Source organism: Streptomyces sp. NPDC001068 (assembly GCF_042897315.1).
In the GTDB taxonomy this organism is placed as follows: Bacteria; Actinomycetota; Actinomycetes; order Streptomycetales; family Streptomycetaceae; genus Streptomyces.
Genome location: NZ_JBIAYD010000010.1, coordinates 135,439 through 147,798 on the forward strand (window position 1 = coordinate 135,439; position 12,360 = coordinate 147,798).

At 69.8% G+C, this 12,360-nt stretch carries 11 protein-coding genes; all 11 read left to right on the top strand.

Annotated features, from left to right (window positions below):
- Window positions 1-13 precede the first annotated feature (13 nt).
- From ACFY3I_RS27400 to nuoL, 11 genes are read left to right on the top strand one after another with little or no spacing between them, the layout of a single operon-like run.
- Window positions 14-568, top strand: a complete 555-nt coding sequence (locus ACFY3I_RS27400; RefSeq protein ID WP_365289092.1) for an NADH-quinone oxidoreductase subunit B family protein — start codon at window positions 14-16, stop codon at window positions 566-568.
- Window positions 565-1,308, top strand: coding sequence for an NADH-quinone oxidoreductase subunit C (locus ACFY3I_RS27405; protein WP_390863517.1), 744 nt, complete (start codon window positions 565-567; stop codon window positions 1,306-1,308). The genes ACFY3I_RS27400 and ACFY3I_RS27405 overlap by 4 nt, the downstream gene beginning before the upstream one ends.
- Window positions 1,305-2,645, top strand: coding sequence for an NADH-quinone oxidoreductase subunit D (locus ACFY3I_RS27410; RefSeq protein ID WP_362716312.1), 1,341 nt, complete (start codon window positions 1,305-1,307; stop codon window positions 2,643-2,645). The genes ACFY3I_RS27405 and ACFY3I_RS27410 overlap by 4 nt, the downstream gene beginning before the upstream one ends.
- Window positions 2,642-3,499 carry an NADH-quinone oxidoreductase subunit NuoE gene (gene nuoE, locus ACFY3I_RS27415; RefSeq protein ID WP_390863519.1) on the top strand — a complete coding sequence of 286 codons (858 nt, stop codon included), beginning with the start codon at window positions 2,642-2,644 and terminating at the stop codon, window positions 3,497-3,499. The genes ACFY3I_RS27410 and nuoE overlap by 4 nt, the downstream gene beginning before the upstream one ends.
- Entirely contained in the window at window positions 3,499-4,845 is a 1,347-nt protein-coding gene (gene nuoF / locus ACFY3I_RS27420; RefSeq protein WP_390863520.1) for an NADH-quinone oxidoreductase subunit NuoF, read from the top strand. The genes nuoE and nuoF overlap by 1 nt, the downstream gene beginning before the upstream one ends.
- The gene (locus tag ACFY3I_RS27425; protein WP_390863522.1) at window positions 4,842-7,346 is read left to right on the top strand and encodes an NADH-quinone oxidoreductase subunit G; all 2,505 of its coding nucleotides are present in this window, start codon (window positions 4,842-4,844) and stop codon (window positions 7,344-7,346) included. The genes nuoF and ACFY3I_RS27425 overlap by 4 nt, the downstream gene beginning before the upstream one ends.
- A complete protein-coding gene (gene nuoH / locus ACFY3I_RS27430; protein WP_390863524.1) occupies window positions 7,343-8,713 on the top strand; it encodes an NADH-quinone oxidoreductase subunit NuoH in 1,371 nt (456 codons plus the stop codon). Before ACFY3I_RS27425 ends, nuoH begins: the two co-directional genes overlap by 4 nt.
- The gene (gene nuoI, locus ACFY3I_RS27435) at window positions 8,706-9,308 is read left to right on the top strand and encodes an NADH-quinone oxidoreductase subunit NuoI (protein WP_390863526.1); all 603 of its coding nucleotides are present in this window, start codon (window positions 8,706-8,708) and stop codon (window positions 9,306-9,308) included. Before nuoH ends, nuoI begins: the two co-directional genes overlap by 8 nt.
- A complete protein-coding gene (locus tag ACFY3I_RS27440) occupies window positions 9,308-10,150 on the top strand; it encodes an NADH-quinone oxidoreductase subunit J (protein WP_390863838.1) in 843 nt (280 codons plus the stop codon). The genes nuoI and ACFY3I_RS27440 overlap by 1 nt, the downstream gene beginning before the upstream one ends.
- A complete protein-coding gene (nuoK, locus tag ACFY3I_RS27445) occupies window positions 10,147-10,446 on the top strand; it encodes an NADH-quinone oxidoreductase subunit NuoK (protein WP_351318021.1) in 300 nt (99 codons plus the stop codon). Before ACFY3I_RS27440 ends, nuoK begins: the two co-directional genes overlap by 4 nt.
- Window positions 10,447-10,460: 14 nt before the next feature.
- Entirely contained in the window at window positions 10,461-12,356 is a 1,896-nt protein-coding gene (gene nuoL, locus ACFY3I_RS27450) for an NADH-quinone oxidoreductase subunit L (RefSeq protein ID WP_390863528.1), read from the top strand.
- Window positions 12,357-12,360 lie beyond the last annotated feature (4 nt).

Genomic DNA, 12,360 nt, shown 5'->3' on the forward strand with positions numbered 1-12,360 from the left:
GGGCTTTTAACTCATGGGACTCGAAGAAAAGCTGCCGAGCGGTTTCCTGCTGACCACCGTCGAGCAGGCCGCGGGCTGGGTACGCAAGGCGTCCGTCTTCCCCGCCACCTTCGGCCTCGCCTGCTGCGCCTTCGAAATGATGACGGCGGGAGCGGGCCGGTACGACCTGGCGCGGTTCGGCATGGAGGTCTTCCGCGGCTCACCGCGCCAGGCCGACCTGATGATCGTCGCCGGCCGGGTCAGCCAGAAGATGGCGCCGGTGCTGCGGCAGGTCTACGACCAGATGCCCAACCCGAAGTGGGTGATCTCCATGGGCGTCTGCGCCTCCTCGGGCGGCATGTTCAACAACTACGCCATCGTCCAGGGCGTCGACCACATCGTCCCGGTCGACATCTACCTGCCCGGCTGCCCGCCCCGCCCCGAGATGCTGCTGGACGCGATCCTCAAGCTCCACCAGAAGATCCAGAACGGCAAGCTCGGCGTCAACGCGAGGGAAGCGGCCCGCGAGGCGGAGGAGGCGGCGCTCAAGGCCCTGCCCACGATCGAGATGAAGGGGCTGCTGCGGTGAGCGACGCGAACGGCCACAACGGGGCCGACCCGGAGAAGGACCTGGCCGCCGACAACCTCCCCGGCCAGCGCGGCCAGGGCGGCGAGGAGATCCGCGTCCAGCGCGGCATGTTCGGCGCCAACAACGGCGGGGACACCTCCGGATACGGCGGCCTGGTCCGCTCGGTCCGGCTACCGGGACCCGCGGCCCGCCCCTACGGCGGCTGGTTCGACGAGGTCGCCGACGAGCTGGAGGGCGCCCTGGAGGAACAGGGCCTACTGCCCGACAACGCCATCGAGAAGACGGTCGTCGACCGCGGCGAGCTCACCTTCCACGTCGAACGCGAGCACCTGGTGCGGGTCGCCCGCACCCTGCGCGACGACCCAGCGCTCCGGTTCGAGCTGTGCACCGGCGTCAGCGGCGTCCACTACCTCCAGGACAAGGGCCGCGAGCTGCACGCCGTCTACCACCTGCGCTCGATCACCCACAACAGGCTGATCCGCCTGGAGGTCAGCGCCCCCGACGCCGACCCGCACATCCCGTCCCTGGTCCCGGTCTATCCGACCAACGACTGGCACGAGCGGGAGACCTACGACTTCTTCGGGATCGTCTTCGACGGTCACCCGGCCCTGACCCGGATCCTCATGCCGGACGACTGGCAGGGCCATCCGCAGCGCAAGGACTACCCCCTCGGCGGCATCCCCGTCGAGTACAAGGGCGCCCAGATCCCGGCTCCGGACCAGCGGAGGTCGTACTCGTGAGCACACAGTCAGCATCCGCCGCGTCGACCGCCTCGGCGCGCGAGACCACCGAGGGCACCGTCTACACGGTCACCGGTGGCGACTGGGACGAGATCGTCCAGTCCGCGGCCCGCGCCGACGACGAGCGCATCGTCGTCAACATGGGTCCCCAGCACCCCTCCACCCATGGGGTGCTCCGGCTGATCCTGGAGATCGACGGCGAGACCGTCACCGAGACCCGCTGCGGCGTCGGCTACCTGCACACCGGCATCGAGAAGAACCTCGAGTACCGCACGTGGACCCAGGGCTCCGCCTTCGTGACGCGCATGGACTACCTGACGTCCTTCTTCAACGAGACCGCCTACTGTCTCGCCGTCGAGAAACTCCTCGGCATCGAGGACCAGGTCACCGACCGCGCCACGATCATCCGGGTGCTCCTGATGGAGCTGAACCGGATGTCCTCGCACCTGGTGGCCATCGCCACCGGCGGCATGGAGCTCGGCGCCACCACGCTCATGATCTACGGCTTCCGTGATCGTGAAATGATTCTCGACCTCTTCGAACTGATCACCGGCCTGCGGATGAACCACGCGTACATCCGCCCCGGCGGCCTCGCCCAGGACCTGCCGCCCGGCGCGGTCGACCAGATCCGCGAGTTCGTCAAGAAGATGCGGAAGAACCTCCCCGAGTACGACAAGCTCGCCACCGGGAACCCGGTCTTCAAGGGCCGTATGCAGGGGATCGGCTATCTCGACCTGGCCGGCTGCATGGCCCTCGGCGCCACCGGCCCGATCCTGCGCGCCACCGGCCTGCCGCACGACCTGCGCAAGTCGCAGCCGTACTGCGGATACGAGAACTACGACTTCGACGTCGCCGTCGCGGACACCGCGGACGCCTACGGCCGCTTCCTGATCCGCCTGGAGGAGATGCGCCAGTCGCTCAGGATCGTCGAGCAGTGCCTGGACCGGCTCCAGCCCGGCCCGGTCATGGTCGCCGACAAGAAGATCGCCTGGCCCGCGCAGCTCGCCCTGGGACCGGACGGACTCGGCAACTCCCTGGACCACATCAAGAAGATCATGGGCACCTCCATGGAGGCCCTGATCCATCACTTCAAGCTGGTCACCGAGGGCTTCCGGGTACCGCCCGGACAGGTCTACACGGCCATCGAGTCACCCAAGGGCGAACTCGGGGCGCACGTCGTCTCCGACGGCGGCACCCGCCCCTACCGGGTCCACTTCCGCGACCCGTCCTTCGCGAACCTGCAGGCCATCGCGGCGATGTGTGAGGGCGGCCAGGTCGCCGACGTCATCGTCGTCATCGCGTCCATCGACCCGGTACTGGGAGGCGTCGACCGGTGAACACCTCTTCTTCGGAGCGGGGCGTCAGCCTGGGCATGCCAGAGCTGCCCGCCCCCGCGTATCCGGACGACGTCCGGGCCCGCCTGGAGACGGACGCGCGTGAGATCATCGCGCGCTACCCCGACTCCCGGTCCGCCCTGCTGCCGCTGCTGCACCTCGTGCAGTCGGAGGAGGGGCACGTCACCCGCACCGGGATGCAGTTCTGCGCCGACGAGCTGGAGCTGACCACCGCGGAGGTCACCGCGGTCGCCACCTTCTACACGATGTACCGGCGCAAGCCCTCCGGCGACTACCAGGTGGGCGTCTGCACCAACACGCTGTGCGCGGTGATGGGCGGCGACGCCATCTTCGAGAGCCTCCAGGAGCACCTGGGCATCGGCAACGGCGAGACCACCGACGACGGCAGCGTCACCCTCGAGCACATCGAGTGCAACGCGGCCTGCGACTTCGCACCGGTCGTGATGGTCAACTGGGAGTTCTTCGACAACCAGACCCCGGCGAGCGCCCGGCGCCTGGTCGACGACCTGCGCGCCGGCCGGGACGTCGAGCCCACCCGCGGGGCCCGGCTGTGCACCTTCAAGGACACCGCGCGGATCCTGGCCGGCTTCCCCGACGAGCGGCCCGGTGCCGTCGACGCGGGCGGCAGCGCCGGACCCGCCTCGCTGGTGGGACTCCACCTGTCCAGGGGAGAGGCCGCGCCCGCGCGCGTGGTCCATCCGCGTCCGGGTCCGCAGGACCGGACGGTGCACGAGCCGTCGCCGGCCGAGCACCTCAGTTCCCATGACGCACCGCAGGAGACCTCGGCCTCCGACCCGTCGCACCCGGCAGGGCCTGCCGCCGAGGAGGGGGAGTGATGACGGTGGTACCCGATCTCAAGGACACCAGCCCCGAGAAGCTGCTCGCACCCGTGCTGTCGGCCTTCTGGGACGAGGACCGGTCCTGGACGCTGGACGTCTACCGGCGCCACGACGGATACGAGGGGCTCCGCAAGGCCCTCGCCATGTCGCCGGACGACCTGATCGCCTACGTCAAGGAGTCCGGACTCCGCGGCCGCGGCGGCGCGGGATTCCCCACCGGGATGAAGTGGCAGTTCATTCCGCAGGGAGACGGCAAGCCGCACTATCTGGTTGTCAACGCCGACGAGTCGGAGCCCGGGACCTGCAAGGACATCCCGCTCCTCTTCGCGAACCCGCACAGCCTCATCGAGGGCATCGTGATCGCGTGCTACGCCATCCGGTCGTCGCATGCCTTCATCTACCTGCGAGGTGAAGTCGTCCCCGTCCTGCGGCGGTTGCACGAGGCCGTGCGCGAGGCCTACGAGGCCGGCTTCCTCGGCGAGAACATCCTCGGCAGCGGTCTCGACCTCACCCTCACCGTGCACGCCGGCGCCGGCGCGTACATCTGCGGTGAGGAGACCGCGCTGCTGGACTCGCTCGAAGGCCGCCGTGGTCAACCGCGACTGCGTCCTCCCTTCCCGGCCGTCGAAGGCCTCTACGCCTGCCCGACTGTTGTGAACAACGTCGAGTCCATCGCATCGGTTCCCGCGATCCTGCACCGGGGCAAGGACTGGTTCAGGTCGATGGGCAGCGAGAAGTCCCCTGGCTTCACGCTCTACTCGCTGAGCGGCCACGTCACCAGCCCCGGCCAGTACGAGGCACCGCTCGGCATCACCCTGCGCCAGCTGCTCGACATGAGCGGCGGGATGCGTGCCGGACACCGCCTGAAGTTCTGGACGCCGGGCGGCTCCTCGACGCCCATGTTCACCGACGAGCACCTCGACGTCCCCCTGGACTACGAGGGAGTGGGCGCCGCCGGTTCCATGCTCGGCACCAAGGCACTCCAGTGCTTCGACGAGACCACCTGCGTGGTGCGCGCCGTCACCCGCTGGACCGAGTTCTACGCCCACGAGTCCTGCGGCAAGTGCACCCCGTGCCGCGAAGGCACCTACTGGCTCGTGCAGTTGCTGCGCGACATCGAGGCCGGCAAGGGCGTGATGTCCGACCTCGACAAGCTGAACGACATCGCCGACAACATCAACGGCAAGTCCTTCTGCGCCCTCGGCGACGGCGCCGCGTCCCCGATCTTCTCCTCACTGAAGTACTTCCGCGAGGAGTACGAACAGCACATCACGGGCCGGGGCTGCCCCTTCGACCCGGCCAAGTCGACGGCCTGGGCGGACCGCCCGGAGGTGAACGCATGACCGTGACCACGAGTTCCCCCTCCTCCGGGGGAACGGCGGCGGTCCCGCCGCAGGACCTCGTCACGCTGACGATCGACGGCGTGGAGATCAGCGTGCCCAAGGGCACCCTGGTCATCCGTGCCGCCGAGCAGCTCGGCATCGAGATCCCGCGCTTCTGCGACCACCCCCTGCTGGACCCGGCCGGCGCCTGCCGCCAGTGCATCGTCGAGGTCGAGGGCCAGCGCAAGCCCATGGCGTCCTGCACCATCACCTGCACCGACGGCATGGTGGTCAAGACCCACCTCACCTCCCCGGTCGCCGAGAAGGCCCAGCACGGGGTGATGGAGCTGCTGCTCATCAACCACCCGCTGGACTGCCCGGTCTGCGACAAGGGCGGCGAGTGCCCGCTGCAGAACCAGGCGATGTCGCACGGCAACGCCGAGTCGCGCTTCGAGGGCAAGAAGCGCACCTACGAGAAGCCGGTCCCGATCTCCACCCAGGTGCTCCTGGACCGCGAGCGGTGCGTGCTGTGCGCCCGCTGCACCCGGTTCTCCAACCAGGTCGCCGGCGACCCGATGATCGAACTCCTGGAGCGCGGCGCGCTCCAGCAGGTCGGCACCGGCGAGGGCGACCCGTTCGAGTCGTACTTCTCCGGGAACACCATCCAGATCTGCCCGGTCGGCGCGCTGACCTCGGCGGCGTACCGCTTCCGCTCCCGGCCCTTCGACCTGATCTCCTCGCCGTCGGTGTGCGAGCACTGCTCGGGCGGCTGCGCCACCCGCACCGACCACCGGCGCGGCAAGGTCATGCGGCGGCTGGCCGCCGACGACCCCGAGGTCAACGAGGAGTGGATCTGCGACAAGGGGCGCTTCGCGTTCCGGTACGCGCAGCACAAGGACCGCCTGCAGACCCCGCTGGTCCGCAACGCCCAGGGCGTGCTCGAACCCGCCTCCTGGCCGGAGGCGCTCGACGCGGCCGCCCAGGGGCTGGCCGCGGCCCGCTCCCGGGCCGGCGTCCTCACCGGCGGCCGGCTCACCGTCGAGGACGCCTACGCGTACAGCAAGTTCGCGCGCGTGGCGCTCGACACCAACGACATCGACTTCCGCGCGCGCGTGCACAGCAGCGAGGAGGCCGACTTCCTGGCCGCCCGGATCGCCGGCCGCGGCCGCGACCTCGACGGCAAGGGCGTCACCAACACCTCGCTCGAGCACGCGCCCGCCGTCCTGCTGGTCGGGTTCGAGTCGGAGGAGGAGGCCCCCGGGGTCTTCCTCCGGCTGCGCAAGGCCTCGCGCAAGCACAGGCAGAAGGTGTTCTCGCTCGCCACGCACGCCACGCGCGGCCTGCAGAAGACCGGCGGCACGCTGCTGCCGGCCGCACCCGGCACCGAGACCGAATGGCTGGACGCGCTCGCGGGCGGCGTCGGCCTGGAGGAGCCCGGCACCTTGGCCGCCGAGGCGCTGCGCGCCGAGGGCGCGGTGATCGTCGTGGGCGAGCGGCTCGCGTCGGTCGTCGGCGGCCTGACCGCCGCCGTACGGGCCGCCGCCGCCACCGGCGCGCAGCTGGTGTGGATCCCGCGCCGGGCCGGTGAGCGCGGCGCGATCGAGGCGGGCGCGCTGCCCTCGCTGCTGCCCGGCGGCCGCCCGGCCACCGACCCGCGCGCGCGTGACGAGGTCGCCGCCGCCTGGGGCGTGTCCGAACTCCCCCTCCGCTACGGCCGCGACACCGGCCAGATCATCGAGGCCGCCGCCCGCGGCGAGCTCTCCGCCCTGCTGGTGGCGGGTGTCGAGGTCGCCGACCTGCCCGACCCCGCGCGCGCGCGTGCGGCGCTCGAGGCCGTCGGCTTCCTGGTCTCGCTGGAGCTGCGGCCCAGCGAGGTCACCGACCGCGCCGACGTCGTCCTCCCGGTCGCCGCCGTCGCCGAGAAGGCCGGCACCTTCCTCAACTGGGAGGGCCGCGTCCGCTCCTTCGAGGCCGCCCTCAAGCCCGAGCAGATGACCCGGCGAGTGGCGCCCACCGACGCGCGCGTGCTGCAGATGCTCGCCGACGCCATGGACGTCCACCTGGGCCTGCCCGACCTGCGCACCACACGCGCGGAACTCGACCGGCTCGGCGGCTGGGACGGGCCGAAGGCCTCCGAGCCGAGGGAGACGGCGTCACCGCTGCCGCGGCCGGCGGCCGGGGAGGCCGTGCTCGCCGGACACCGGCTCCTGCTCGACCAGGGTGTCCTCCAGGAGGGCGACGAGGCACTCGCCGGCACCCGGCACGCCGCCCACGCCCGGCTGTCCGCCGCCACCGCGGCCGAGGCCGGTGTCGGCAACGGCGAGCCGCTCGCCGTCACCTCGGGCAACGGCACCGTCGAACTCCCGCTCAGGATCACCGAGATGCCCGACCGGGTGGTCTGGCTCCCGCTGAACTCCACGGGCGGCGGGGTCGCCTCCGACACCGGGGCGCAGCCCGGCTCCCTCGTCCGCATCGGCCCGGCGGCAACCGCCGGCGAGGCACCCAAGGAGGTGGAGGCATGACCCCGTACCTCGCTGCTGAAGACCTCTCCATGTTCGGCCGGGACCCCTGGTGGCTGGTCGTCGTCAAGGCGGTCTTCTGCTTCGCCTTCCTGATGGTGACCGTGCTGGTCTCCATCGTCATGGAGCGCAAGGTCATCGCCTGGATGCAGCTGCGCATCGGCCCCAACCGGCACGGCCCCTGGGGCATGCTCCAGTCGCTCGCCGACGGCGTGAAGCTGATGCTCAAGGAAGACCTCATCGTCAAACGCGCCGACAAGGCCGTGTACATCCTGGCGCCGATCGTCGCGGCCATCCCGGCGTTCATGGCCATCGCGGTCATCCCGTTCGGGCCGGCCGACAACGAGGTCTCGATCTTCGGCCACCGCACCACGATGCAGCTGACCGACCTGCCGATCGCGATGCTCTACATCCTCGCGGTCGCCTCCGTCGGCATCTACGGCATCGTCCTGGCCGGCTGGAGCTCCGGATCCACCTACCCGCTCCTCGGCGGCCTGCGCTCCTGCGCGCAGATGATCTCCTACGAGATCGCCATGGGCGCGGCGTTCGCGTCGGTGTTCCTGTACTCGGGCTCGATGTCGACGTCCACGATCGTCGCCCAGCAGCACGACCGCTGGTACATCGTGCTGCTGCCGGTCTCGTTCATCATCTACGTCGTCACCATGGTCGGCGAGACCAACCGCGCCCCCTTCGACATGCCGGAGTCCGAGGGCGACCTGGTCGGCGGCTTCAACACCGAGTACTCGTCGATCAAGTTCGCGATGTTCATGCTCGCCGAGTACGTCAACATGGTGACGGTCGCCGCCGTGTCGGCCACGCTGTTCCTCGGCGGCTGGCGCGCCCCCTGGCCGATCAGCACCGTCTGGGCGGGGGCCAACCACGGCTGGTGGCCGATGCTCTGGTTCGTCGCCAAGGTCGTGGTGCTGCTCTTCGTCTTCGTCTGGCTGCGCGCCAGCCTTCCGCGGGTGCGCTACGACCAGCTGATGAAGCTCGGCTGGAAGGTCCTCATCCCGGTCTCGGTCGTCTGGCTGATGCTCGTCGCCACCGTACGGACCCTCCGCAACGAGAACTACGGCTTCGCCGACATCGCCCTCTACGTCGGCGGCGGACTCCTCGCCCTGCTGCTCCTGTCCTTCGTCGTCGACATGTTCCGCGACAAGGGCGGCAAGGAGGCGGCCGCGCAGCCGGCCGCCGAGCGGGTCGCGTTCGACCCGATGGCAGGCGGGTTCCCCGTGCCGCCGCTGCCCGGACAGGAGCTGCCGCCGGTGCCCCGGCGCGGCCCGCGCCGGGAGCGTGAGCTGATTGTCAGTGGTGGACCGGACACTGTCAGTGACGGATCTACGGATGGAAAGGAGGCGTCCGATGGCTGACGAGCCCAAGGAGACCGAGCCCGGTTTCCTGAACCCCGTGGCCGGCTTCGGCGTGACCTTCAAGGCCATGTTCAAGAAGCGGCTGACCGAGCAGTACCCGGAGCAGAAGAAGACCACGGCTCCGCGGTTCCACGGACGGCACCAGCTCAACCGCCATCCGGACGGCCTGGAGAAGTGCGTCGGCTGCGAACTGTGCGCCTGGGCCTGCCCCGCCGACGCCATCTACGTGGAGGGCGCGGACAACACCGACGAGGAGCGCTACTCGCCGGGCGAGCGCTACGGCCGCGTCTACCAGATCAACTACGCCCGCTGCATCCTGTGCGGCCTGTGCATCGAGGCGTGCCCCACGCGCGCGCTCACGATGACCAACGAGTTCGAGCTCGCCGACACCAGCCGCGCCAACCTCATCTACACCAAGGAGCAGCTGCTGGCCGGCCTCGAGGAAGGCATGGTCGACTCCCCGCACTCGATCTTCCCGGGCACCGACGAACAGGACTACTACCGGGGCCTGGTGACCGAGGCGGCGCCCGGGACCGTGCAGCAGGTGGCCGTCTCCAAGGGCGAGAAGCCTGAGGACGAGGGGGTGGACGCGTGATGGGCCCGCAGCTCGCCGCCTATGCCACCTCCACCGGTGAGGCCTTCCAGTTCTGGATCCTCGGTACCGTCGCGGTGCTCGGCGCCCTGGGCACCGTCCTGATGAGGCGGGCCGTGCACAGCGCCCTCTGCCTGGCCGGCACCATGATCATCCTTGCGGTGTTCTACCTCGCCAACGGCGCCTACTTCCTCGGCATCGTGCAGATCGTCGTCTACACCGGCGCGATCATGATGCTGTTCCTCTTCGTGGTGATGCTGGTCGGCGTGACCGCCGCCGACTCCCTGACCGAGACCATCAAGGGCCAGCGCTGGCTGGCCCTTCTGTGCGGGGCCGGCTTCGGCGTCCTGCTCCTCGCGGGCATCGCCAACGCCTCCCTGAAGAACTTCGCGGGCACCGGCCAGGCCAACGCCAACGGCAACGTCGAGGGCCTCGCCGCCCTGATCTTCACCAAGTACGTCTTCGCCTTCGAGATCACCGGCGCGCTCCTCATCACCGCGGCCGTCGGCGCCATGGTGCTCACCCACCGGGAGCGCACCGAGCGCGCCAAGACCCAGCGCGAGCTGGCCGAACAGCGCGTCCGCGACGGCAAGCACCTGCCGCCGCTGCCCGCCCCCGGCGTCTACGCCCGGCACAACGCGGTCGACATCGCCGGCCTGCTGCCCGACGGCACGCCGTCCGAGCTCACGGTCAACAAGACGCTGCGCGACCGCGGTCAGATCCGTGACGTGTCCACAGAAGCCCTGAACGACCTGCGGGCCCTGGAACAGCGCGCCGAGGAGCGGCTGGAGCGGACCCCGATCGAGCCGGAGAACCTCAAGCGGCCCGAGGAGGCGTCCAAGTGAACCCGGTCTACTACCTCTATCTCGCCGCCCTGTTGTTCACGATCGGCGCCACCGGCGTGCTGATCAGACGGAACGCGATCGTCGTCTTCATGTGCGTCGAGCTGATGCTCAACGCCTGCAACCTCGCCTTCGTCGTCTTCTCCCGCATGCACGGCAATCTCGACGGCCAGATCATCGCCTTCTTCACGATGGTCGTCGCCGCCGCGGAGGTCGTGGTCGGGCTCGCGATCATCGTGTCGCTGTTCCGTACCCGCCACTCGGCCTCGGTCGACGACGCCAGCCTGATGAAGCTGTAAGGGGTCGCTGAATCGTGGAGAATTTGATCGCGCTGCTGATCGCGGCGCCCCTGCTCGGAGCGGCCGTCCTGCTGGTCGGAGGCCGCCGCCTGGACGGCGTGGGCCACTGGATCGGCACGCTCCTGTCGACGACCTCGTTCGTGTTCGGCGTGATCCTCTTCGCCGACCTGCTGGGCAGGAACGCCGAACACCGCACGCTGATGCAGCACCTGTTCACCTGGGTGCCGGTGGCGGGCTTCCAGGCGGACGTCACCTTCCGCCTGGACCAGCTGTCGATGACGTTCGTCCTGCTGATCACGGGCGTCGGCTCGCTCATCCACCTGTACTCGATCGGGTACATGGAGCACGACGAGCGCCGCCGCCGCTTCTTCGGCTATCTGAACCTGTTCCTCGCGGCGATGCTGCTGCTCGTCCTCGCCGACAACTACCTGCTGCTGTACGTCGGCTGGGAGGGCGTCGGTCTCGCCTCGTACCTGCTGATCGGCTTCTGGCAGCACAAGCCCAGCGCGGCCACGGCCGCCAAGAAGGCCTTCCTGGTCAACCGGGTCGGCGACATGGGCCTGTCGATCGCGATCATGCTGATGTTCACGACGTTCGGCACCTTCGCCTTCGGCCCGGTCCTCACGCACGCCACCGGCGCCTCCGAGGGCAAGCTCACCGCGATCGGCCTGATGCTGCTGCTCGCCGCCTGCGGCAAGTCCGCCCAGGTGCCGCTGCAGTCCTGGCTCGGGGACGCCATGGAGGGCCCGACCCCGGTCTCCGCCCTCATCCACGCGGCGACCATGGTGACCGCCGGCGTCTACCTCATCGTCCGCTCCGGAGCGATCTTCAACGCGGCCCCGGACGCGCAGCTCGTCGTCACCGTCGTGGGCGCCGTCACGCTCCTGTTCGGTGCGATCGTCGGTTGCGCGAAGGACGACATCAAGAAGGCGCTGGCCGGTTCGACCATGTCGCAGATCGGCTACATGGTGCTCGCCGCCGGCCTCGGCCCGATCGGCTACGTGTTCGCGATCATGCACCTGGTGACGCACGGCTTCTTCAAGGCCGGCCTCTTCCTCGGCGCGGGCTCCGTCATGCACGGCATGAACGACGAGGTCGACATGCGCAAGTTCGGCGGCCTGCGCAAGTACATGCCGGTCACCTTCATCACCTTCGGCCTCGGCTACCTGGCGATCATCGGGTTCCCGGGCCTGTCCGGCTTCTTCTCCAAGGACAAGATCATCGAGGCGGCGTTCGCCAAGGGCGGCACCGAGGGCTGGATCCTCGGCGCCTGCGCCCTGCTCGGCGCGGCCATCACCGCGTTCTACATGACCCGCGTGATGCTGATGACGTTCTTCGGCGAGAAGCGCTGGCAGCCCGACGAGCACGGCCACGAGCCGCACCCGCACGAGTCCCCGAAGTCCATGACGATCCCGATGATCGTCCTGGCGATCGGCTCGGTCTTCGGCGGCGCGTTCTTCAGCATCGGCGACCGCTTCCTGCACTGGCTGGAGCCGGTCACCGGCCACAGCGAGGGAGACTCCCCGCTGAGCGCGGCCACCGTCACCGGCGCCACCATGGTGTGCCTGGTCGTCGGCGTCGGCATCGCCTGGCTCCAGTACGGCCGCCGTCCCGTCCCGGCCGCCGCCCCGCGCGGTTCGCTGCTCACCCGCGCGGCCCGCCGCGACCTGCTCCAGGACGACTTCAACCACGTCGTCCTGGTCCGCGGCGGCGAACACCTCACCCGCTCCCTGGTCTACGTCGACCACACCCTGGTCGACGGGGTGGTCAACGGCACGGCGGCGGGCTTCGGCGGACTCTCCGGCCGACTGCGCAAGCTCCAGAACGGCTACGCGCGCTCGTACGCGGTCTCGATGTTCGGCGGCGCCGCCCTCCTGGTCGCCGCGACCCTGCTGATGAGGGCGGTCTGATACC

Bases quoted from the DNA above. Each gene is read 5' to 3' on its own strand.
- ACFY3I_RS27425 (WP_390863522.1), top strand. From the start codon at position 4,842: ATGACCGTGACCACGAGTTCCCCCTCCTCCGGGGGAACGGCGGCGGTC.
- ACFY3I_RS27400 (WP_365289092.1), top strand. From the start codon at position 14: ATGGGACTCGAAGAAAAGCTGCCGAGCGGTTTCCTGCTGACCACCGTC.
- nuoI (WP_390863526.1), top strand. From the start codon at position 8,706: ATGGCTGACGAGCCCAAGGAGACCGAGCCCGGTTTCCTGAACCCCGTG.
- nuoF (WP_390863520.1), top strand. From the start codon at position 3,499: ATGACGGTGGTACCCGATCTCAAGGACACCAGCCCCGAGAAGCTGCTC.
- ACFY3I_RS27440 (WP_390863838.1), top strand. From the start codon at position 9,308: ATGGGCCCGCAGCTCGCCGCCTATGCCACCTCCACCGGTGAGGCCTTC.
- nuoH (WP_390863524.1), top strand. From the start codon at position 7,343: ATGACCCCGTACCTCGCTGCTGAAGACCTCTCCATGTTCGGCCGGGAC.